Genomic DNA, 23596 nt, shown 5'->3' with positions numbered 1-23596 from the left:
ACGCTGCCTGCGGGTGCCCTTGGCATGCGGGGGAGGGAGCCGGTTCTGTGGCGCCGGGCCGCAGATGCCGGCTTCTATTCCCGGCTGCGGTTGTGAGGATTGTCCCATTGCCGGACGCCCGCTGCGACGCCCGGAAAGCAGAAACGCCCGGCCGGAGGACCGGCCGGGCGTTCGGGTGGAGCGCTAGTTTTCCAGCAGTGCCCGGCGCAGGGTGTCCAAGCCTACCGAGCCCAGCCGCAGGGCCCGGGTGTGGAAGGTCCGCGCGTCGTAGGCGTCGCCTTCGCGGGAGCGGACTTCGTCGCGGATCTGCTCCCAGAGGCGCTGGCCGAGCTTGTAGGCCGGTGCCTGTCCCGGCCAGCCGAGGTAGCGGGTGAACTCGAAGTTCAGCTGGCCTTCGGAGATGGCGATGTTCTGCTTCAGGAAGTCGTAGCCCTTTTCCGGGGTCCAGGTGCCGGTTCCCCAGCGCTCGGGGACCTCCAGCTCCAGATGGACACCGATGTCGAAGACCACGCGTGCGGCACGCATGCGCTGGGCGTCAAGCATGCCCATCCGGTCTCCGGGATCGGAGAGGTAGCCCAGTTCCTCCATCAGCCGCTCGGCGTACAGGGCCCAGCCCTCGCCGTGTCCGGAAACCCAGCAGACGTTCCGGCGCCAGCTGTTGAGGGTGTCACTGGCGGCGGTTGCCGTTGCGATCTGCAGGTGGTGGCCCGGAACGCCCTCGTGGTAGACCGTGGTGGTTTCCTTCCACGTGGTGAAGGTGTCTTCGCCTTCGGGAACGGACCACCACATGCGGCCGGGGCGGGAGAAGTCCTCCGACGGGCCGGTGTAGTAGATGCCGCCCTCGTTGGTAGGCGCGATCATGCACTCGAGCCGGCGCATGGGGCCGGTGATCTCGAAGTGCGTCTCGGATAGCTCGTTGACCGCGCGGTCGGAGAGATCCTGCATCCAGGCCTGCAGCTCGGCGGTGCCGTGCAGCTGGCGCTCCGGGTCGGCGTCGAGCAGGTCCATGGCCTCGCGGACGGAGGCGCCTTCCTTGATCTGGCCGGCGACCTTCTCCTGTTCGGCGATGATGCGGTCCAGCTCCGCCACGCCCCAGGCGTAGGTCTCTTCCAGGTCAACGGCGGAGCCGAGGAACTGGCGGGAGAACAGTGCGTAGCGTTCGGCTCCGACGGCGTCCTTTTCAGGTGCCGCGGGCAGCAGTTCGGTTTCGAGGAAGCTGACCAGCGAGCGGTAGGCTCCGCGGGCGGCGTCGGAATTTTCCTTCAGGGACGCGCGCAGCTGCTCAGGCAGCGCAGCGCCGTCCGGAAGGGCGGCACCGGAGGTGAAGGAATCGAAGAATCCGCCGTCTTCGGCGTACTTCGCGGCCTGCTCCATGACGATTTTGACCTGGCGGCGGGCAGCTACCCGGTCCTGCTCGGCGCCGTGGCGCAGCGAGGTGATGTACCCGGCGACGGCGTCGGGAACGTTATGCAGGCGGCCGGAGATGTGTTCCCAGGCTTCCACGGTGTCCGTGGGCATGAGGTCGAAAATGGCGCGGATGTCCTGCGCCGGGGAGGCGATGTTGTTCAGGTCAGCCAGGTCCCAGCCGGATTCGTGGATTTCCAGCGCCAGGCCCAGGCGCTCACGCATGGCGTCCAGGGTGACGCGGTCCACGTCGTCCACCGGCTGCAGGTCCTCAAGGCGCTCAAGGGTCTCCCGCATTGCCTCGGCCATGGATTCAAGGCCGGCGGGCGAGTAGTCGGCGTACTCGGTTTCGTGGCCCGGAATTCCCAGCGTCGTGGCAAATGACGGATCCAGCGTGAGCAGATTCTGCGTGAAAGCTTCGGCGACGGCGTCAATCGCAGTGGGGGTGCGCGAACCGGCGTTGGACAGGTTATCTGATGTGGTTGTCTGTTCAGTCACACGTCCGAGCGTAGCGTGTCAGCGGTAGCTGCGCCGCCACGAGCCCGGTCCTGGCAGAGGCTGAAGGCTCAGCGCCCGGCGCCGGGTCCACGCCCTGCGGGTGCGTGCCGGGTCCCTCTCCGGGGACGTGCCGTGTGCCGGGTCCGCCTCCGGGGAAGCGGCCCCCAGGCCAATAACGACGGCGGTAAGCGCCGCCAGCTCCTCGTCCGTCGGGTTGCCGGAGACAACCTGGAGGAACGGCTCGGCCGGAGCGGCCGGGCGCGCAGCTTCGGAACCGAAATCGACGGCGCTCACAGCGGAATGTTTCCGTGCTTCTTGTGCGGGAGGGCCGCGCGCTTTTCGCGCAGCGCCCGCAGTCCGCGGATCAGCTGGAGCCGGGTTTCGGAGGGGGCAATGACGGCGTCCACGTAGCCGAGTTCAGCGGACTGGTACGGGTTGAGCAGTTCCTCTTCGTACGCGGTGATGTAGTCCTGACGGACTTCTTCGACGTCCCGGCCTTCGGCTGCTGCGGCTGCCAGCTGGCTGCGGTACAGGATGTTCACCGCTCCCTGGGCTCCCATAACGCCGATCTGGGCGGTGGGCCAGGCCAGGTTCAGGTCCGCGCCGAGCTTCTTGGATCCCATGACGATGTACGCTCCGCCGTACGCTTTGCGGGTGATCACGGTCAGCTTGGGGACCGTGGCCTCGGCGTAGGCGTAGAGCAGCTTGGCACCGCGGCGGATGATGCCGTTGAACTCCTGGTCCTTGCCGGGCAGGAAGCCGGGCACGTCCACGAAGGTCAGGATGGGGACGTTGAACGCGTCGCAGTTGCGGACAAACCGGGCTGCCTTCTCCGACGCGGCAATGTCCAGGGTTCCGGCGAACTGCATGGGCTGGTTGGCCACGATGCCAACGGTGTGCCCTTCCAGCCGGCCGTAGCCGATGATCACGTTCGGCGCGTAGAGGGCCTGCATCTCCAGGAAATGCCCGTCATCTACCACCTGCTCGATCACGGTGCGCATGTCATAGGGCTGGTTGGCGGAGTCCGGGATGAGCGCGTCCAGGGCCAGGTCGCCGTCGTTGGTTTCCGGGTCCTGGTCGAACGGGACCAGCGGGGCCTCGGCGAGGTTGTTGCTGGGCAGGAAGTCCAGCAGTTCGCGGACAAAGTCCACGGCGTCTTCCTCATCGGAGGCCAGGTACGTGGAGGTGCCCGTGGTGGCGTTGTGCTGCCGGGCGCCGCCGAGGGTTTCCATGTCCACGTCCTCACCGGTGACGGTCTTGATGACGTCCGGGCCGGTGATGAACATGTGGGAGGTCTTGTCCACCATCACCACGTAGTCCGTGAGGGCGGGGGAATACGCGGCCCCGCCGGCGGAGGGACCCATGATCAGCGAGATCTGGGGAACGACGCCGGAGGCGTGGACATTGTTGCGGAAGATATCGGCGAACATCGCCAGAGAAGCAACACCCTCCTGGATACGGGCTCCGCCGCCGTCCAGGATGCCGACGACGGGGCAGCCGTTGCGCAGCGCGAACTCCTGGACCTTGACGATCTTTTCGCCGTTGACCTGGCTCAGGGAACCGCCGTAGACGGTGAAGTCCTGGCTGTAGACCGCAACCGTGCGTCCGTCCACGGTGCCGTAGCCGGAAACCAGGCCGTCGCCGAGCGGTTTCTTCTTTTCCATGCCGAATGCGGTGGAGCGGTGGACGGCGAGGGCGTCGAACTCAACGAACGAGCCTTCATCCAGGAGCAGATCGATGCGCTCGCGGGCGGTGTGCTTGCCGCGGGCATGCTGCTTTTCGACTGCTGCCTCGCCGGAGGGCACCAGTGCCCGGGCCTGGCGGCGCCGGAAGTCGGCGATCTTCCCGGCGGTCGTCTGCAGATCGATGTCCTGGTCGAGGCTCATTTACTCTCCGGTGCTGGGTCGAACGGATGGCTGGTGGATCGCCACCCCGGGGGCCGCACAGCCGGTTCAGTAGGTTTCGTACAAGCGTGCGGGCGATTCACCCAGTCTAGTGAGCAGCCACACGCGGGCAGGGTGTAGGAAACCTACAATTTGTGTCTGCGTGCCTTGGGCAGCCTGAAAGTGTCCTTCGGGTTGACAACCGGACTCCGCCTGCGGCCGACGTCTTCGGTGCCATGCGTCGGATGCATCCGCATGTTACTGGCCAGTAACATTTTTCCGGCGGGTGCATTACTGTGTCCGTATGACTTCGAACACAGCATCCTCTTCACCGCGTTCGCTGGCCGGCCGCACCATCCTCATGTCCGGCGGAAGCCGGGGAATCGGCCTGGCAATTGCCCTCCGGGCCGCTGCCGACGGCGCCAACATCGCGATGCTCGCCAAGACCGCAGAACCGCACCCGAAGCTGGAAGGCACGGTCTACACGGCAGCCGAACAGCTCGAAACCGCCGGCGGCAAGGCCCTGCCGATCATCGGCGACGTGCGCCGCGACGAAGACGTTGCCGGCGCCGTGGCAGCTACGGTTGAGCATTTCGGGGGCATCGACATCGTGCTCAACAACGCGTCCGCGATCGACCTGCGCAACACGGACGATGTGACGATGAAGAGCTATGACCTGATGCAGGACATCAACGCCCGCGGCACGTTCCTGCTGTCGAAGACCGCGCTGCCCGCCCTGCGCGAATCGGACAACGCACACATCCTTACCCTCTCCCCGCCGCTGAACCTGGACCCCAAGTGGGCTGGCGGCTATCTCGCCTACACGATGGCCAAATACGGCATGTCGCTGACCACCCTGGGCCTGGCGGAAGAACTTAGGAAGGACGGGATTGGCGTGAACTCGCTGTGGCCGTGCACTTCCATTGACACCGCGGCCATCCGCAACATGCCCGGCGGATCCGAGCTGGCACGGGTATCCCGCAGCGCTGACATCATGGCCGACGCCGCCCATGCGATCCTGACGCGTCCGTCCCGCGAGGCAACCGGCAACTTCTATACGGATGAAGAGGTGCTGCGGCAGGAAGGCGTCACTGACTTCACGAAGTACAGCCTCGGTGCTCCCGAAGACAAGCTGATGGCCGATTTCTTCCTCTAGTCCGGCGGGCCGCCCGCGGGTCCACGGGGAAGCCGGGGGAAGTGGCGCGTAAGATCGGAAACATGCACCTGCACTACTCCAGCATGGAGCGCCCGCCCCTGGAGCCGGAGCGTCTCCGGGCAAGCCTCGTAGCACCTGCGGGCCCGCTGGCGCGACTGGACGTGGTAGCCGAAACCGGCTCCACCAACACGGACCTGGCGAACTCCGCACGGCTGGTGCCCTCAATGTATCCGGATTTGTCCGTGCTGACGGCGGAGCTGCAGACCGCCGGCCGCGGGCGGCTGGGACGTTCCTGGCAGGCACCGGAACGGTCCTCGCTGTTTGTCAGTGTGCTGCTGCGTCCGGTCAACCCCGCCGGACGGCCGCTGCCTACGCAGTCCTACGGGTGGCTCTCCCTGCTGGCAGCGCTGTCGCTGACCAAGTCCGTGGCAGCGCGCACCGGCGTCGAACCCCGCCTGAAGTGGCCCAACGACGTCCTGGTTGACGGCCGTAAACTGGCCGGAATCCTGGCCCAGCTTGTTCCGGACAGCTCCGGAAACCCGCCCGCCGTCGTCGTCGGTACGGGCCTGAACGTCTCGCTGACGGACGAGGACCAGCCGGTACCTACCGCCACGAGCCTGCTGATGGAGTATGCCTCGACCACGGACCGGAACATCCTGCTGCAGGATTTCCTGCTCCAGCTGAACCTGGATTACCGAGCTTTCTGCGCGGTGGACGGCAACGCCCTGGCACCCTGGACAGGCGGTGGATCCCTGCGTGCGAACATTGCCGAGCGGATGGTGACCCTGGGCCAGACGGTCCGCGCGCACCTGCCCGGCGGCGGGGAGATAGTGGGCCGTGCCGTTGAACTCGCTGCCGACGGCGGACTGGTGGTGGTTGATCCTGAAACCGGAGCGCGGCAGACCATCACCGCTGCGGACGTCATCCACCTGAGGCCGTCGGAAGCATGAGTGTCCGATTCCCCGGATTCAGGTGCGGATGAGGCTGGAGCCCGGCGAGCAGGTGATCGTTTCGGCTCGGCCGCACGCGGGGCCGCTGGCTGGCCCTGTCCTGCTTGCTGCGCTGGCCTGCGCTGCCGGAGGTTTTGCGCTGGGTTACCTGGGCCGGGACAGCGCCCCCGCGGAGCTGCTGGACTGGACACCGGTGCTGGTTCCCGCCGTCGTCGTTCTGGTGCTCTTGATCCTGCTGCGTTTCTGCCTCCCTGCCGTGCTGCGCTGGAACGCGACACGCTACGTGCTCAGCAACCGCAGGATGATCCACCGCCGCGGCGTGCTGAGGCGGCGCGAACACGACCTTCCCCTCGCCTCCATCTACCAGCTGGAAGCGAGGCAGGGGATACTGCAACGCATGCAGCGTGCCGGAACCCTGCGCGTGGATCTGGGCCGGGGGCGGGTCATCGATTATCCGTCGGTTCCGGAAGTGCACCGGTTCAAATCGATTGTGTTGGCCACCATAGAAGACCTGCCAATGACCGTAATGTTCGATGGTGTAGATATTGAAGGAAGCGCGGTCTACGACGACGAATGGAGCAGCGATGAGTGAGCAGGGCCAGGACGCACCGGACGGTGCCGCCGAGCCCGAGCCGCTGACACTGTCGATGAACGCTGTGCCCATGCCGGAGAAACCCGTGATCCCGGGCTCGTCCGGATCGATTGACCGCGAAGACGTCCGCCGGCTTGAGGCGCAGCTGATCGGCGGCCCCCGGACACTCAGGCGGCGCGAGGCCGCCGCGGGGGCGGGCGTGTCCCTGCTCTCCGCGCGCAAGCTATGGCGCGCCATGGGTTTTCCAAACCTCGACGACGACGCCGTGTTTTTCACGGAGGCGGACAAGGACGCGCTGAGCACCGTGATTGAGCTGGTCCGCGAGGAACGGCTGACGGAGGAAGCGGCGATTTCCATCATGCGTTCGATCGGCCAAATGACGGACCGGATGGTCGTGTGGCAGATCGAAGCGCTGGTCGAGGAAATGGTGGTCCAGCGCGGGATTACCGACGCCGAGGCACGCAAGCGGCTGGTCGCCGCCCTGCCGGACTTGATCGAACCGCTGGAGAAGACGCTGGTCTACGCCTGGAAGCGGCAGCTGAATGCTGCGATCCAGCGGCTCGCCCTGCGGGCCGAGGCCGGCCTTGCCAGCCACGAAGGGGAAACGGACGACAACCCGCTGCCGCTGGCACGCGCCGTCGGCTTTGCGGACCTGGTCTCCTACACCAGCCTCTCCCGGCAGATGAATGAGAAGACGCTGGCACAGATGGTTCAGCGCTTTGAACACAAGTGCTCCGAGATCATCTCAGTGGGCGGCGGCCGGCTGGTGAAAACGATCGGCGACGAAGTCCTGTTCAACGCCGAGACCCCGGAGGCGGGCGCGGAGATTTCGCTGGCCCTGGCCAAGGCGTTTACGGAGGATGAGCTGCTGCCTTCCGCCCGGGTGGCCATGGTGTGGGGCCGCGTCCTTTCCCGGCTCGGGGACATCTACGGACCCACGGTGAACCTGGCGTCCCGCCTGACCTCGCTCGCTGAGCCCGGAACGGTCCTGACCGATGCTTCTACGGCGGCCGCCCTGCGCAGCAACGAACGGTTCATCCTCATCCCGCATTCGCCGCGCAACGTGCGTGGTTTCGGCGAAATCCATCCGGTCACGCTCGCCCGGGGGACCGGGCCGGGACTGGTCCTGGACTAGGCGTCCCACTCTGAGTCTCGGGGGAACCCGTGGCCGGGTGTCCGCGCTGCGCCGCAGCGGACCCGGCCCGGGACAGTCCACTGTCGACAGCACCCTTAACGTTTTGGGCAGGAGCCTTAGCAATATGCGACACTAAGTCCGTCTGCCTGCCGTTCTGCCGCCCTGCGACTGGACACCGCATCCGAGGAGGAGCGCGGAACCGGCATGGCTATTGGGGAACGCAACAGGGGGAACCACGTGTCAGCATTGAGGGGGGCTGTGCCTGCGCGTCTGCGCACGCACCGAAAAGCCATCTCGGCCGGCGCCGCCGTGGCAGCTGCTGGAGCACTGGTGGCCACGGCCATCCTGTACCCCGGTTTTGCCCGCGCGGACGTGGATCTCAACGACGGCGGCGTATGGGTTACCAACCAGACCCAGGGCATGGTCGGCCACCTCAACTACCCCTCCCGAATGCTCGACGGCGCCTACGCGGCCAACAGCGACCGCTTCAACGTCACGCAGCACGAAAGCACCGTGTTCCACGCCAACACGGACCAGTCCAAGGTGTCACCGGTGGACGTGGCCAACGTGGCCCGGGGCACCGAAGTCCAGCTCCCGGCGTCGGCCGTGCTCAGCCAGGGTGGAAACGCAGTAGCCGTGACTGATCCGGCTGCAGGAAACGTCTGGCTGACCAGCACCGGTTCCCTTCCCTTCTTCAGTGACACCGAGCAGGAACCCGCAGTGCAGAACGCACCCGGAGCCGCCGCCGACGTTTCTCCTGAGGGCACCGCGGTGATTGCCGACCCGCGCGGCGGCCGGATCTACAGCTACCAGGTTGCCGAGGACGGAAGCTACGGCGAGCCGTCCGTAACCGAAGCGGAGGAACTCAGGGGATTCGGCGACGTCCAGGTGGCTGCCGTAGGCAGCAGGCCGGTGGCGTTCGACGCCGAATCGGGGACCCTGGTGCTGCCCGGCGGGCGCACGGTGGAGTTTGAAAACACGCGCGGCGCCCAGCTGCAGGATTCAGGTCCGGAGGCCGACGTCGTTGCGCTGGCTACCGCCACCGCGCTCATCGAGCAGCCGCTGAACGGGTCCGCGGCGACGGTTACCGAGGTCGAAGGATCCGGGACACCGGCCCCACCGGTGCTGGTGGACGGCTGTGTCCACGCCGCCTGGTCCGGAGCCGGAACCTATGTGCGGAACTGTGAGCAGGAGGCGGACAACCTCCGCGAGGAGATCCCCGGCATCGGGGCTTCCTCGGACCTGGTGTTCCGGGTCAACCGCTCCGTTGTGGTCCTCAATGACATCAACGGCGGCAACGTGTGGCTGGTCCTTGAAAACATGCAGCTGGTGGACAACTGGGGCGACGTGATCCCGCCCAAGCAGGATTCAAGCGATGACGAAGAGGAATCCGCCAGCGAGAATCCGGTGAATACCCTTCCGGACCGAACCGGGGAGAACCGGCCGCCGGTCGCCTCCGACGACCGCTTCGGCGTGCGGGCCGGCCGGACCACCATCCTGAACGTCCTGGACAACGACACCGATCCGGACGGCGACCTGCTGACCGTCAGGCTGACGGGGGACCAGCCCGCCGCCGGGGTCGTCCAGGAAATCTACAACGGCGCTGGCCTGCAGATCGTGGTGCCGGCCGATGCCTCGGGCACGAGCACGTTCACGTATGAAGTCAGCGACGGGCGGGGCGGAACCGCTTCGGCCACGGCTACGGTCCAGGTCCGCGGTGCGGGGGAGAACGCTCCGCCCGAACCCAGGCGCTCCACCCGCATCCTGGTGGAACAGGGCAAATCCGTCAGCCAGAACATCCTGAACGACTGGATGGACCCGGACGGGGACGACCTGGTCCTGCTCGCCGCGGAACCAACCGCTGACGGCGACCAGGTGCGCACCCGCTCCGACGGCCTGCTGACTTTCCGTGACATCGGCAAGACACAGGGCGTCAAGGACGTTGCCGTCACCGTTTCGGACGGCACCGAAACCTCCACCGGCACCGTCACCTTCGACGTCCGCCCGGCGGGAGTGCTTCCGCCGGTGACCAATTTCGACCACTTCACCGCGACCGTCGGCGAGGCCGTCACCCTCTACCCGCTGCAGAATGACCTGGACCCTGCCGGCGGCCAGCTCAGCCTGGCCCGGGTGGAGCAGGAGCAGGAAGACGGCTCCGCACTGGTGCCGAACTATGAGACGGGCGCTGTTTCCTTCACCCCCGCGTCGGCGTCGACCTATTACCTCGAGTACCTGGTGACCAACGGGCCGCAGAGCGCTGCCGGCCTGATCCGCGTGGATGCGCAGGAATCCGGACGGCAGGGAGCGCCGGTGGCAGTCCGCGACGTCGCGCTGCTGCCCCGGGGCGGAAGCGTGCTGGTGGACGTGCTGGGCAATGACACCGATCCCACCGGGGGAGTGCTGGTAGTCCAGTCGGTCAACACCGGCGCCAGTTCCCCTCTTGACGTGGAGGTACTGGACCACAACATCCTTCAGATCCATGACGTGCGGGGCATGCAGGAACAGGGGGTTCTCCGCTACACGGTGTCCAACGGTTCGGCCAGCGCCAGCGGCGAGGTGAGCGTGCTTCCGGTGGAACCGCCGGACACCCTGCTCCCGCCCGCCGCGTCCGCTGACACCGCCACCGTCCGCGTAGGTGACGTGGTGGACATTCCGGTGCTTGAAAACGACACTTCACCCACCGGCGACGAACTCACCCTTAACCCGGTGCTCCCGCAGGGCGTCGACCCTGCAGACGGGCAGCTGTTCGTCTCCGAAAATATCCTGCGCTTCGTTGCGGGAGACACGGCCAAGACCGTTTACGCGATCTATGAGGTCCGCGACTCCAGCGGGCAGAGCGATTCGGCCCAGGTACGCATCAACATCCTGCCGCGGGACGACGAAAAGAACACCCCGCCGGTTCCCCGCAACCTGGAGGGCCGGGCGATTGCCGGGACCACGGTGCGGATACCGGTTCCGCTCAACGGGCTGGACGCCGACGGCGACTCGGTCTACCTGGACGGCATAGCCGCCGCCCCGGCACTCGGTGCCGCAGTTCCGGGACCTGACTACATCGACTACACCGCCTCCGCGTCCGGACGCGGAACCGATTCGTTCACGTACACCGTGCGGGACCGCCTGGGCCTGGTGAACTCCGGCACCGTGCGGGTGGGTATTGCTCCGGCGGCGGAAGCGAACCAGAAGCCGGTGGCCGTGAACGACGCCGTCACCGTGCGTCCGGGACGTGAGGTTGCCGTTCCGGTCCTCGCCAACGATTCAGACCCCGACGGCGATCCAATCTCGCTGGACCCTGACGGCGTGAGCGCCCAGGAACCGTCCATGGACGCCCGCGCCGACGGTCCCCGGGTGCGCTTCACTGTCCCGGACGAGCCCGGAACCTACAACGTCCGCTACGCCGTGGAGGACAATCGCGGTGGTTCAGCGAACGGCAATGTTGCCGTTGTCTCGGACCCCAACGCCGAACTGCTGGCACCGATCGCCCGCGATGACCGGGTGGAGGTCGCCGAGATCCGGGGCCGCACCGCGGTTGACGTGGCGGTGCTTGAGAATGACGAGGACCCCGACGGCGTTGCCGAGGACCTTGAAGTTTCGGTGGACCCCCTGCGCACTACCGCCTCGGTAGTGGGCGACAAGGTGCGGGTGGAACTGACAGAAGAAGCGCAGGCCATCCCGTACACGGTCCAGGACATGGACGGCGGGACGGCAGCAGCGGTGATTTGGGTGCCGGGCCTGAGCGCGCAGTATCCGACGCTGCGCACCTCCGCGGTCCAGGAGGTGCAGGCGGGGGACACCCTCGACCTCGAGCTGGGGGATCTCGTGGAGGTCCGCGATGACAGGACGCCCCGCATCACCGAGACCGCCAAGGTCAGCGCTATCGGATCCTCCAACCGGGACACGTGGGTCACAGACGAGGACACCCTTGCCTACACTGCGGACGAGGACTACGCCGGGCTGGGTGCGATCACCTTCGAAGTAACTGACGGCTCCGGCCCGGACGATCCGGAAGGCCTGAAGGCCACGCTCACCGTCCTGATCAACGTGATCCCGCTGCCGGAGCAGAACCTCCCGCCGGTGATGAACCCCGGGTCGCTGGAAGCGGCCAAGGGGGAGGAACCGGTCAGGCTGGACCTGGCACCGCTGGCGTCAGATCCCAACCCCGAGGACGCTGACCGCCTCGAGTTCGCCCTGGCCGGCCCGGTGCCGGAGGGCTTCGAAGCGACGCTTCGAGGCACCATCCTGGAGGTCGCCGCTGCTGACAGCGCCGCCGTAGGAACACTGGGCCAGCTTGCAGTTTCCGTGACGGACGGACGCAGCGACCCGGCGCCCGGACGCGTTGACCTGGCAGTGCTCGCTTCCACCCGGCCGCTGCCGGTTGCAGCAGACGATTCAGTGGAGGACGCAGTGCAGGGCAAACCCGTCACGGTGGACGTGCTGGCCAATGATGACAATCCGTTCCCGGACACGCCGCTGCGGATCCTGGAGACGACAGCCGACGGCAACGGCACGGCGCAGGTCAGCGGCGACTCGATTGTGGTGACGCCCAACCCGGACTTCGTTGGCAGCATGAGCGTGCAGTACCGGGTGGAGGACAAGACCCGGCAGGCAGACCGGCAGGCTTCCGCGCAGATCCGGCTTTCAGTGCAGGGACGCCCTGACTCGCCGTCCACGCCCGTAGTGGAAAGTACCCGCAGCCGCACGGTTGTCCTTTCCTGGGACCCGCCGGCAGCCAACGGTTCACCGATCACCGGCTACACGGTCACCGGGAGCAGCGGTTTCAGCCAGGCCTGCCCGGCCACCACCTGCACCCTGGCCGGCCTGACGAACAATGTCGAGTACACGTTCGCCGTGACGGCAACGAACGCCAACGGCACCTCGGACCCGTCCCCGCAGTCGGCTGCGGCCCGGCCGGACACCCAGCCCGCCCAGCCTGCCCCGCCGGTCCTGGCATTCGGCGACCGGCAGCTGGATATCTCCTGGACGGCACCGGCAAACGACGGCTCTCCCATCGAGAGCTATGACCTGCAGATCTCTCCGGCACCGCCCGGCGGCACGGCACAGAAAACCGTTCCCGCATCCATGACCCGCACCACCTGGACGGGCCTGGCCAACGGCACCAGCTACCGGGTGCGGGTCCAGGCACGCAACGCTGCCCCGGAGCCGTCAGGGTTCAGCGAATATTCCTCTCCGGAGATCCCTGCCGGAGTGCCTTCCGCTCCCGGAACACCCACCACGGCCAAGGCCAACTCGGTGGGCGTGCAGAGCCAGCTCACCGTCGACTGGTCCGACGCCGCCCCCAACGGAGCGGACGTCACCGCCTATGAGCTGCGCGAATACCGCGGCTCAACCCTGGTGCGGACCCTGGAAGCCGGCGCTGCGTCCGCCATGACGGTCCGGGTGGACAACTCCGAGCAGAACTATTCGTACTCCGCCCGCGCCTACAACAAGGCGGGCTGGAGCGAGTGGGGCCCAACCTCCGCGCCGCGCCGTGCCGTCGGAGTTCCGGATGCGCCTGCCGCGCCCGCACTGGCAGCTTCGCGTACCGGAGCCGAAGGCCGGGCGGTCACCATTACCTTCACTCCGCTGGCCCAGGGCGCCCGCAACGGCGCACGCGCAGAGGAAATCAGCTACCGGGCAAGCTTCAGCGACGGCCGTTCAATGACGGTGAGCAGCGGCCAGGAAATCACCGGCTTCAGCAACGGTGCCACGATCACTGCGCGGCTGACCGCCGTCGTGAATTCTGACGGTTCTTCCTACGACAGCGCCGCCTCGGCAGCTTCCGCCGGTGTGAAGGTCTTCGGCAGCCCGGGCACTCCGTCGGCGTCGGGCTCAAACGGCGGGCAGGGCAGCCGCACGGCCAGGCTGTCCTGGGCCCCGCCCAACCAGAACGCGCGCGATGTCGCGCAGGTCCAGATCTCGGTCAACGGCGGCGGGTGGGAGAACGTTGGCGTCTCCGGCAGCCGCGACGTCGGCAACGGATACGACCAGACGGTGAGCATCCGGGTGCGGGTACTGAACTCGCAGGGAACAGCCGGCGGAACCGCGGAGGCCTCGGCCCGCACCGGCAGCGAGCCGCCGCCTGCCACCTGGACCCTTACCGTGGGCAACCAGCTTGACAGCGGGGACCGGCGCACCTGCATGGACCCCGTGGGCAGCACCAACTACACCAGCGACGGACGCTGCCTGGACAACCACTGGGCCTACATCGGAGACCGCATCGAGACCCGCTGCTACATCGTACGCAGCAGCGGCGAGACCTGGTACCGCCAGCACGGCGGTCCGAACGCCAGCAACAATGGCCTGCACATCAAGGGCATCCACACCAGCTTTGGCTACAATCCGCCCGGCGGGATGGGCCGATGCTGAACCGGCTTTTCCACACCCAATCCGCACCACCTAGGGGAACACCACCATGTCCATGACCGAAGAACAGGCCGCCTGGTTCGCGGAGACCTTCGCCAAACTGGTCACCAACGTTGGCCAGGCAGTGCTGGGCAAGCCGCAGGCCGTGCGGCTGATCCTCACGTCCATGCTGGCTGAAGGACACGTGCTGCTCGAAGACGCCCCCGGCACCGGCAAGACCATGCTCGCCCGCGCGCTGGCCGCCACCGTGCAGGGAACCACGTCCCGCATCCAGTTCACCCCGGACCTGCTGCCGTCCGACGTCACCGGCATCACCATCTACGACCAGAAGACCCAGGCCTTCGAGTTCCACCGCGGCCCGATCTTCGCGAACGTGGTCCTGGCGGACGAAATCAACCGTGCCTCGCCCAAGACCCAGTCGGCACTGCTGGAGGTCATGGAAGAATCACGTGTCACCGTGGACGGCACCACGTACACGCAGGAGCGCCCCTTCATGGTGATCGCGACGCAGAACCCGATCGAGCAGGCCGGCACCTACCGCCTGCCGGAGGCGCAGCTGGACCGGTTCCTGATCAAGACGTCCATGGGATATCCGGATCATGCGGCCACCGTTGAGCTGCTGGCCGGGTCCGCCACCCGCGACCGCTCGGCCGCGCTGACCGCCGTCATCACCTCCGCCGCAGTGCGGGATATGGCAGACCTTGCCGCGTCCGTGCACACCGACACCTCCGTGCTTGAATACATCGCCCACCTGGCTGCAGCCACCCGCGATGCTCCCGAAACCCGCCTCGGTGTCAGCGTCCGCGGCGCCCTGGCCATGGTCCGGGCCGCGAAGGTCTGGGCCGCGGCCGAAGGCCGGAACTATGTACTGCCCGACGACGTGCTGAAGCTCGCACCCAGCGTCTTTACCCACCGCCTGGTCATGGATCCCGAAGCAGAGTTCGCCGGCGCCACAGCCTCCGCCGTGCTGGACCAGGTTCTTGCATCCACTGCCGCGCCGCAGCAGCGCGTCAACGCCTAGGACCGCCCAAGTGCCCAGTTTCCCCCGGACTCCCGCATCCGTCCTCCGCGCGCCGAAGGCTGTCTTCTCCAGCGTCACGGCACTGGGGTGGACCGTTGCCGCCCTCGCCGCGGCGTGCTGGCTGGCCGGCGGACTGCTGGGCTGGCGCGAGGCACTGATCGCTGCCCTGGCACTGTCGCTGGTGCTTGCCGCAGGTCTCGCCTTCGTCCTGGGGCGGCAGGCCTATTCGGTGCGCCTGGACCTCACCCGCACCCGGGTAGCCGTGGGGGATGACGCCGTCGGCTCCCTGACCGTTGGCAACCCCGGTGCGCGGCTGCTGCTGCCGGCACTGCTGGAACTTCCCGTGGGGGCAGCAACCGCCGTCTTCGAACTGCCGCGCATGGCCCCGGGAGCCGAACACGAGGAACTGTTCCGGATCCCCACGCAGAAGCGGGCAGTGATTGTGGTGGGGCCGGTGGAATCGGTGCGGCGGGACCCGTTCGGCCTGCTGGGCCGCCGGCTGCGCTGGACGGACCCGGTGGACCTGTTTGTGCATCCGCGGACCGTGAACCTGCAGGGCTCGGCCACGGGATTCATCAAGGACCTGGAGGGCCTGCCAACGCGGATCCTCAGCACCGCCGACGTGTCTTTCCATGCGCTGCGGGAATACGTGCCGGGAGACGACCGCCGGCACATTCACTGGAAAACCACGGCACGCACCGGCACGCTGATGGTCCGCCAGTTCGAGGAGACCCGGCGGTCCCACCTGGCGGTAGCGCTCTCCGGCCGCCGCTCGGACTACGGCAGCGAGGACGAATTCGAGCTGGCGGTGTCAGTGGCCGGATCGCTGGGCCTGCAGGCACTGCGCGAGCAGCGTGACCTGAGCGTGCTGACCCAGGACGGGTTGATGCGCAGCGGCAGCGGAACAATCCTCCTGGACGGCCTGACCCGTCTTGAAAGCACCGACCGCCGGGAGGGAACCCGGGAACTGGCCGGCCTCACGGCCGACGCCGTGCCCAACGCTTCAGTGGTCATCCTGGTGACCGGTTCAGTTCCGGGCGCCGCAGAACTGCGGTCCGCGTCGACTGCCATCCCTCCGGGTATCCGTACCCTTGTGGTCCGGTGTGCCGAGGGCGAAGCGCCGGGCCGGCGGGACATCGCCGACCTCACGGTGCTGGCGTGCGGCAACCTGGATGATCTTCCGGCGCTGATTCGGAAGGGTACGGCGTGAGCACCGAAACACCCCTGCGGCCCCGCGAACGCAACCGGCCGAGCCCCGGCCGGGCGGCCGGCAAGCAACTGCCCAGCCCCGAGGCAAGGCGGCGGAGCCTCGAAGCGGCTGCGCTGGCGCTGCTGCTGACCGCCGGCTTGCTGGGTTTCGGCCCGAGCTTCGGCGGGGACGCCCGCTACCTCGTTGCCGGACTGGGCGGAGCAGCGCTCGGGCTTGGCCTGGCCGCAGCTGCCGCTGCCCGCCGGTGGGGCGGATGGGCCATCGCCGGAGCTGCCGGCGGAACCTACCTCATCTTTGGGTCCGCCCTGGCGGCACCGGTCGAAGCAGCCGCCGGAGTGCTGCCAACCCCCGGATCGCTGCGGGTGCTGATGCTCGGCCTGGTCTTCGCCTGGAAGGACCTGCTGACCGTCGCTCCGCCGGTAGGAACGGCAGGCGGCATGCTGGTGGTCCCGTTCCTGCTCAGCCTCCTGGCCGCACTTGCCGCCGGGCTGCTCACGTGGCGCCTCCGCGGCGCGTACTGGCCCGCCGTTCCCATCCTGGCCCTCTTCGCCGCCGGCATTGCCTTTGGCACCAAGGATGTTCCGCTGCCGGGCCTGCGGGCACTCCTGCTGGCTGCCGGTCTGCTGGTTTTCATGTCCTACCGCCGCGCCCGCGCGCAATCCGTTTCCGCAGCACCGAAGGCTGCCCTGAGTTCGGCGCCGGCACGTGCTGCCCGGCTGCGCCGCAGGGTATACGGGGCCGCAGTCCTAGCCGCAGCGGCCGCGCTGTCGCTGGCAGCGGCACCGCTGCTCGGGACGGAGCTGGACCGTAAAGTCCTCCGCGACACGGTGGAACCTCCGGTCGACCTGTTCAATTTCCCCAGCCCTCTGACCGACTTCCGGCGCTATGTAAAGGACAACGCGGAAACCACGCTGTTCACCGTCCAGGGCCTTCCGGAAGGCCAGCGGGTCCGTCTCGCGGCGATGGATGCCTACGACGGCGTGGTGTACAACGTCAGCGGCCAGGCGGCAGGCGGTTTCGCCCGCGTGGGCGACGCAGGCACGCTTGGCGGCGGCGCCGAGGACGGCGAAGCGGCAACCCTGCAGTTCGAAATCCGTGACTACAACGGCGCCTGGCTTCCCTCAGGCGGAGACATCCGGGCCCTGCGCCCCGGCGGCGACCGCGCGCGGGACATCGCTGCCGGACTGTATTACGACGCCGGGACCGGCACGATGCTCGCCACCGCCGGCGTCCAGTCCGGAGACAGCTACGAGACGGCCGTGGTGTTCCCTGAGGAATACGACGACGCGCAGCTGACCCAGTACGGTTTTGCCCAGACCGCGCTGCCGCGGCTGCAGCAGGACCCGCCGATTATCGGGGCCAAGGCAGCGGAGTTCGCCGGCGAGGAAACCACGCCCGTTCAGCGGGTCCGGCAGCTGCAGCAGATCCTTGCCACCGAGGGATACTTCAGCAACGGCAAGGACGGACAGACTCCCTCACTGCCGGGACACGGTGCCGCCCGAATGGTCAGCCTGCTCGACGCCGAGCAGATGGTCGGGGACGACGAGCAGTACGCGGTTGCCATGGCCCTGATGGCCCGGAAGCTGGGAATTCCGGCGCGCGTGGTCATGGGTTTCTATCCGGACTGGGAAGAGCTCGAAGGAACACCGGAGAGCATCGAGATCACCGGTGATGACGTCCATGCCTGGGTGGAAGTTGAATTCGAGCGGGTGGGCTGGGTGCCGTTTTTCCCCACCCCGGATGAGGACAATGAACCCGTCCCGCCGCAGCAGCAGCCCAAGTCCACGCCCAAGCCGCAGGTTCTGCAGCCGCCGCCCCCGCCGCAGGAACCCGCTGAACTGCCGCCGGACACGGCAGCGGACCCGCAGGACGCCGATGAGAAGGAGGAGGATCTCTGGCAGAGCGTTTCAGGGTTCCTGCGCATCCTGGCATTGGCATCCCTGCCCCTGGTTATCCTGTTCGGCCCGCTGCTGCTGATCTGGGCGGTCAAGCGCAGGCTGCGCATCAGGCGCCGAACTAGGGGAGGCACCGCCCAGCGGGTCGCCGGAGGCTGGCGGGAAGTGCTGGGTGCCGCAGCGGACCTGGGCGTCATGGTCAGCGGCCGGCGTACCCGCCGGCAGGACGCCGCTGCCCTGGGCCGGGCCTTCCCGCTCGGCGCGGAAACGACTGCCGCACTGGCCCGGCGGGCCGACGCCGGCGTCTTCGGTCCGGGTGACCCCACTGAGGAAGAGGTGGGGGCCTACTGGCAGGACGTCGAAAAGGTCCGTGCGTCCCTGACCGGCACCGCAGGCTTTTGGCAGCGCCAGCGTGCCCGCTTTTCGCTGCGTTCCCTCCGGCTTGAATCCGAGCTGGCGTCCCGTTCCGGCGCGGGCCGGGAACGGCTCAGAGGATTGCTTCGGCGGCTGCGGGGAGGAGCATCGACGGTGACCCGCCGCACCGGCGCTGCTCAAGATCCCCGGGGTCCGTTAGGGTAATGGAGAGAACAGGTAAGACAGATCACTACAGTGAGCGCTTCCGGATAGGGCATGAATGAACTCCAACGAAAAGACATCTGAGCCCCTGGAACTAGAAGCGGTCTTTGGCTATGCCTCAGACCGCGGACTGCGGCGGGAGCTGAACGAAGACTCGCTGATCGCGGCAGATCCGGTGTTTGCCGTGGCAGACGGCATGGGCGGGCATGAAGCCGGCGAGATCGCCAGCAGCATCTGTGTCCGCACCCTGGGGGATTCGCGGCTGGTGGGAGAGCACCTGCCCGAGGTCCCGGCTGCGGAGATCGAGGAGCTGCTGGCCAAGGCAGACCGCCAGATCCGCGAGGCCACCGGAGGCCGTGCAGGAACCACGCTTTCCGGTGCCGTGCTGGTACAGGAAGAATCCCGTCCGTACTGGCTGGTCTTCAATGTTGGGGACTCCCGCACCTACCGGCTCTCCAACGGTGCGCTGGAACAGGTCACCGTTGACCACAGTGAAGTGCAGGAACTGGTAGACCTTGGACAGATCACCCCGGACGAGGCGCTGGTTCATCCACGCCGGCACGTCGTCACGCGTGCTCTGGGAACGGGCAACGACACAAACGCCGATTTCTGGCTGATTCCGGTTGAGCCGGGGGACCGGCTGATGGTCTGCTCCGACGGACTCACCGGTGAAGTCAGCGACGGGCATATCTTCCAAATCCTTTCCTCCGTGAGCAATCCCCAGGACGCCTGCGCGGCGCTGGTGCAGGCAGCCCTGAGGGCCGGTGGCCGGGACAACATCACCGTACTGGTTATCGATGCGCACTCCGGAGCGTCGAACCCCGATTCAGGGGCGATCACGCTGCCCGGTCTCGCAGCACCGGCCCCGGCGGACAGCACACCGGCATCCCATGCGGCGGAGCCGGCAGAAAACAGGCAGTGATTAGCTGATGGACGGACTGCGGTATCGGCAGCACCCCGGCGCGGCCTGGCTGGTGCTGGTGCGCGGCACCCGTGTGGTGTTGCTGCCGGCGGAGACCAGCCAGGAAAGGCTGGATGGAGTATGGGCGTCGCTGCAGGGCAGCGCGCCGGTGGAGGAAGTCTTCGACGCCGTCACAGGCGGACTGGCGGGTTCACTGAGCAGGCTGCCATCCTTCGGGCTGGTCTCGGTGGACAGCCAGGTGACCGTCCTGCTGCGCGGCCCGCTGGAGCTGGACATCGACGGTGTACCGGCCGCCTCCGGCAGCAACCTCCGTACCTGGAGCGAGCAGGTCTTTCCCGCTTCCGGCAGGCTGGTGCTGCGCCCGGCCGGGAGCCAGGGACAGGAACCGGCGTCGCCGCTACTGCAGCTGCGTGAGGGTATGGCGCCAGTGCAGGGCATCGAAATCGACCTGGCGCCTGCCCCGGCCCCCGCATCGTCCCGGCCTGCCGCCGCAGGCCACGGAGACGCGGCTTCCGTGGATATTCCGCCCGTCCCGGCGGAGCCGCCGCCCGCTCCCTCCGAACCTGTACCCGCCGAACTGCCTGCCGCGGCTGGACCGGCACCGGTCCCGGCTGAGCCCGACGCAGCCGAACCTGATACAGCCGAACCCGAGCCGGCCGAACCTGCCCCCGCAGCAGGCCCCGACCTCAGTGCCGCTGTTCCCTGGCTGAACCTCACGCCGCCTCCCCTGTCCCCGGACGCCGCCGCGCTGACCCAGGAAACCGAAGCCGCTCCGGACGGCGGGGAACCCACGGAAACCCTTCCCCCCATGGACCATGACGGCAACACGGTCATGGGGTTCAGGCCCCAGCCCGGCACGGCGGTACCCGGCACACCGCTGCCCGGCACGCCTTCCCCGGATCCTGGAACCGCGGAAGCCGCGGAAGCGCCTGAGGAGTACGACGACGAGACCATCCGTTCCGCTCCGGCGGGGCCGCGGCCAGCCAGCGCGTCGGCAGGAACGGCGCCCGGCCCGGACACTGGACCCACCGTGCTGGCCCGTACCTGCAGCCAGGGCCACGTGAACCCCCCAACCGCTGCCGCCTGCCGTTTCTGCGGAGCGGAGCTGTCCGGGGATCCGCAGCCCGAGGCCCGTCCCAGCCTTGGACTCATGCGTCTGTCCACCGGTGCCGTGTACGAGCTGGACCGGAACATCATCATCGGACGCCAGCCGTCGGCGTCGCGCGTAGCCGGAGCACAGCTGCCGCGGATGGTGCAGGTGCCCAGCGACAGCGGAGATATTTCCCGCTCCCACGCCGAGGTCCGGCTGGAAGGCTGGCACGTGATGCTCCGGGACCTGTTCTCGACGAACGGGACGGTGCTGATCCGGGAAGGTGCGTTGCCCCGGCGCCTGGCGCAGGGTGAAACGGCGATCCTGCTGGACGGCGACGTCGCCGAGCTGGGTGACGGCGTCACGCTCCGCTTCGAAGGGCTCGCATGAAAAAGCGGCCGCCCGCGCCGCCGCCCGCCATCCACGGTTTCCGTTTCCTGGAACACCTGGGATCGGGCGGCTTTGCCGACGTCTACCTGTACGAACAGGACCGCCCGCGCCGCCGAGTGGCCGTCAAGGTCCTGCTGTCCGACCTGCGGGGCGACTCCGCACGGGCAGGGTTCGAGGCAGAGGCGAACCTTATGGCGCAGCTCTCCTCCCATCCGTACATCGTCACGATCTACGAGGCGGACACAACCGCCGAAGGCCGTTCCTACCTGGCCATGGAATACTGTTCCCGCCCAAGCCTCGATGCCAGATACCGCCAGGGCGGGCTCCCGCTGGCTGAGGTCCTGGCCGTCGGTGTGCAGGTGGCATCGGCCGTTGAGACCGCGCACCGGGCAGGAATCGCGCACCGTGACATCAAACCGGCGAACATCCTCACCACGGACTACAACCGGCCCGCGCTGACGGACTTCGGCATATCCGGGACGATGGACGGCGATGAGGACGGCGATGTTGGAATGTCCATTCCCTGGTCGCCTCCGGAAGCCCTGTCCGGCGCCCGCGTGGACGGCATTCGCGCCGACGTGTATTCCCTTGGCGCCACCCTGTACACACTGCTGGCCGGCAGATCACCGTACCTGCGCCCCGGGCGGAGCAACGCACCGCGGGATCTGGTGGACCGGATCATTTCCGAGCAGCTGACCCCCACCGGCCGCAGCGACGTGCCGGAATCCCTGGAACTGGCGCTCGCCACAGCCATGGCGAAGAGCCCCGAATCCCGGTATTCATCCGCCTACGCCTTCGCCCTGGCGCTGCAGCGGATCCAGGCGGAACTTAACCTGTCCGTCACGGAGTTCGCGGTGCTGGACGAAGCCGGCCGCCAGGAACCTGCACAGGACGACGGCGAACGCACCCGGGTGCGCCGGGTCGTATCGATCGATCCGGCGGCAACCACGTTCCCGCCGACCTTGCGGGGCCGCACGAGCCTGGCTCCGGCAACGAACGAGGACACCGCCGACGGAACCGTCCTCCGCGCCCCGGCCGTGCTGCCTGCCGGCACGCAGCCGGGGAACGCCGGCGTGGACGCGGGCGGAACACAGACCGCAGCCCCGCCCGGGGCGGCGGTGCCGGGAGGAACCCAGCCGCGCTCAGGAACGGACAGCACACCGTCCCGCGCAGCTGCGGGTCGGCCCGTCCCGCAGGATCCCGACGCAGGCCAAACGGCTGCCCGGAAACGTGCTCTGCGGGGACGCCTGATCGCCGGACTTGCCGGAGCTGCGCTGGTGGCTGCCGTCGCGGCAGCAGCAGTACTGGCCCCGGACCCGGAACCACGCCCGGAGGCTGCGCAGCCGTCCCAGCCGCCGTCGAACGCACTGGGCGGGCTGGAAGGTTCGGTGGCGCCGCCGTCGGACCTCACCGGTGTACGGGAGGCGGACAGCGCGGTGTTCCGCTGGGATAACCCCGACCCGCAGGAAGGGGACATCTACCTTTGGCGAACCGTCACCGCCACGAGCAAGGGCGAGCTCGTCCGCACCTCCGAGGCCGGGGCCGAGATCCCGGCGACCACGGCTCAAACCTGCATTGAGGTCCAGGTGGCCCGGGCCAACGGCCGCGCCTCGGAGCCTGCAGCGGTGTGCACCGGCTAGCGCACATACCGTGCGCCGGGAGCAGCGGCGCCAGGATGGGCCGCAGATAGGACATAATAAGCCGTTGGGGAGCGCCAACACCGTGCGGCCCAGGCAAGGCTTCCGCAGCAGGACATGCGCCGGGGCCGCTACGAAGGAGAGGGATCTTGGGGGATCTGGCGATCGATTTTAGCGGGGAGTGGCACGAGCCCGGTGACGGGGCTGTGTTCCGGATCGGACGCGAGGGGGACCTCGCCGTCGATGACAACCCGTACCTGCACCGGCAGTTCCTCACGATTTCGCAGGAACACGGCATCTGGTGGCTGACAAATATTGGAAGCCGGATTTCAGCGACGATCTCCGATTCGAAGGGCGGCATGCAGGCCTGGGTGTCGCCGGGCGCCCGGATACCACTGGTGTTCGAGCAGACCCGGGTCATCTTTACCGCCGGTCCCACCACCTATGAGTTCGATGTCCACCTCAAAACACCGTCATTCCGGCCGGACCCGCTGGATGGATCCGGATCGGGGGAGACCACGATCGGCCCGGTAATGTTCACCGAGTCGCAGCGCGCCGTGATCGTAGCGCTTGCCGAACCAATGCTGCGCCGCGACGGCACCGGCTACAGTGCACTGCCTACCTCGGCGGACGCTGCGGCACGGCTGGGGTGGTCCCAGACCCGGTTCAACCGCAAGCTGGACAACGTGTGCGACAAGCTGGACCGGGTGGGAGTCGCCGGGCTGCGCGGCGGGCCTGGAAAACTGGCGGTGAACCGCAGGGCACGCCTGGTGGAGCACGCCGTGACCTCGCAGCTGGTGACGTCGGCGGACCTCGTCCTGCTGGACCAGGTCTCCGCTGACGCGGAGGGCTAGGACGGAAGCTGTTCCCACCCGGG

General features: G+C 67.8%; 15 protein-coding genes. 12 read left to right on the top strand and 3 right to left on the bottom strand.

Going from position 1 to position 23596, the window contains the following annotated elements; genetic code table 11:
• Positions 1-183: 183 nt before the first annotated feature.
• From ITX31_RS02410 to ITX31_RS02400, 3 genes are read right to left on the bottom strand one after another with little or no spacing between them, the layout of a single operon-like run.
• Positions 184-1902 carry a DUF885 domain-containing protein gene (locus tag ITX31_RS02410; protein ID WP_323745553.1) on the bottom strand — a complete coding sequence of 573 codons (1719 nt, stop codon included), beginning with the start codon at positions 1900-1902 and terminating at the stop codon, positions 184-186.
• Positions 1903-1920: 18 nt separating this feature from the next.
• A complete protein-coding gene (locus ITX31_RS02405; RefSeq protein WP_194781890.1) occupies positions 1921-2196 on the bottom strand; it encodes an acyl-CoA carboxylase subunit epsilon in 276 nt (91 codons plus the stop codon).
• Positions 2193-3788 (bottom strand): acyl-CoA carboxylase subunit beta, encoded by a 1596-nt coding sequence (locus ITX31_RS02400; RefSeq protein ID WP_194781889.1) that lies wholly within the window; start codon positions 3786-3788, stop codon positions 2193-2195. The genes ITX31_RS02405 and ITX31_RS02400 overlap by 4 nt, the downstream gene beginning before the upstream one ends.
• Before the next feature lie 301 nt (positions 3789-4089).
• On the opposite strand from ITX31_RS02400, the gene ITX31_RS02395 reads away from it, so the two are divergent.
• The 12 genes from ITX31_RS02395 (at position 4090) to ITX31_RS02340 (ending at position 23573) form a co-directional block, all read left to right on the top strand.
• Positions 4090-4941 carry an SDR family oxidoreductase gene (locus ITX31_RS02395; RefSeq protein WP_194781888.1) on the top strand — a complete coding sequence of 284 codons (852 nt, stop codon included), beginning with the start codon at positions 4090-4092 and terminating at the stop codon, positions 4939-4941.
• 62 nt (positions 4942-5003) lie between these two features.
• The gene (locus ITX31_RS02390) at positions 5004-5891 is read left to right on the top strand and encodes a biotin--[acetyl-CoA-carboxylase] ligase (protein WP_194781887.1); all 888 of its coding nucleotides are present in this window, start codon (positions 5004-5006) and stop codon (positions 5889-5891) included.
• 28 nt (positions 5892-5919) lie between these two features.
• The gene (locus ITX31_RS02385) at positions 5920-6483 is read left to right on the top strand and encodes a PH domain-containing protein (RefSeq protein ID WP_194781886.1); all 564 of its coding nucleotides are present in this window, start codon (positions 5920-5922) and stop codon (positions 6481-6483) included.
• On the top strand, positions 6476-7618 hold the full coding sequence (locus ITX31_RS02380) for an adenylate/guanylate cyclase domain-containing protein (protein WP_194781885.1): 1143 nt from the start codon (positions 6476-6478) through the stop codon (positions 7616-7618). The genes ITX31_RS02385 and ITX31_RS02380 overlap by 8 nt, the downstream gene beginning before the upstream one ends.
• A 258-nt stretch (positions 7619-7876) precedes the next feature.
• Positions 7877-13981 (top strand): Ig-like domain-containing protein, encoded by a 6105-nt coding sequence (locus tag ITX31_RS02375; RefSeq protein WP_194781884.1) that lies wholly within the window; start codon positions 7877-7879, stop codon positions 13979-13981.
• Positions 13982-14027: 46 nt separating this feature from the next.
• On the top strand, positions 14028-14999 hold the full coding sequence (locus tag ITX31_RS02370) for an AAA family ATPase (protein WP_194781883.1): 972 nt from the start codon (positions 14028-14030) through the stop codon (positions 14997-14999).
• A gap of 10 nt (positions 15000-15009) precedes the next feature.
• Positions 15010-16209 carry a DUF58 domain-containing protein gene (locus tag ITX31_RS02365; RefSeq protein WP_323745552.1) on the top strand — a complete coding sequence of 400 codons (1200 nt, stop codon included), beginning with the start codon at positions 15010-15012 and terminating at the stop codon, positions 16207-16209.
• A complete protein-coding gene (locus ITX31_RS02360) occupies positions 16206-18683 on the top strand; it encodes a transglutaminase-like domain-containing protein (RefSeq protein ID WP_323745551.1) in 2478 nt (825 codons plus the stop codon). The genes ITX31_RS02365 and ITX31_RS02360 overlap by 4 nt, the downstream gene beginning before the upstream one ends.
• Before the next feature lie 55 nt (positions 18684-18738).
• Positions 18739-19602, top strand: coding sequence for a PP2C family protein-serine/threonine phosphatase (locus tag ITX31_RS02355; protein ID WP_194781882.1), 864 nt, complete (start codon positions 18739-18741; stop codon positions 19600-19602).
• A 7-nt stretch (positions 19603-19609) separates the two neighbouring features.
• Positions 19610-21082, top strand: a complete 1473-nt coding sequence (locus tag ITX31_RS02350) for an FHA domain-containing protein (protein WP_194781881.1) — start codon at positions 19610-19612, stop codon at positions 21080-21082.
• Positions 21079-22722 (top strand): serine/threonine-protein kinase, encoded by a 1644-nt coding sequence (locus ITX31_RS02345; protein WP_194781880.1) that lies wholly within the window; start codon positions 21079-21081, stop codon positions 22720-22722. Before ITX31_RS02350 ends, ITX31_RS02345 begins: the two co-directional genes overlap by 4 nt.
• 146 nt (positions 22723-22868) lie before the next feature.
• Positions 22869-23573, top strand: coding sequence for a hypothetical protein (locus ITX31_RS02340; RefSeq protein ID WP_194781879.1), 705 nt, complete (start codon positions 22869-22871; stop codon positions 23571-23573).
• Positions 23574-23596: the final 23 nt, after the last annotated feature.

The sequence above is a fragment of the Arthrobacter gandavensis genome (assembly GCF_015355785.1).
In the GTDB taxonomy this organism is placed as follows: domain Bacteria; phylum Actinomycetota; class Actinomycetes; order Actinomycetales; family Micrococcaceae; genus Arthrobacter_B; species Arthrobacter_B gandavensis_A.
The sequence above is the reverse complement of the archived record's forward strand: the minus strand, read 5'-3'. Positions and strand labels throughout refer to the sequence as shown.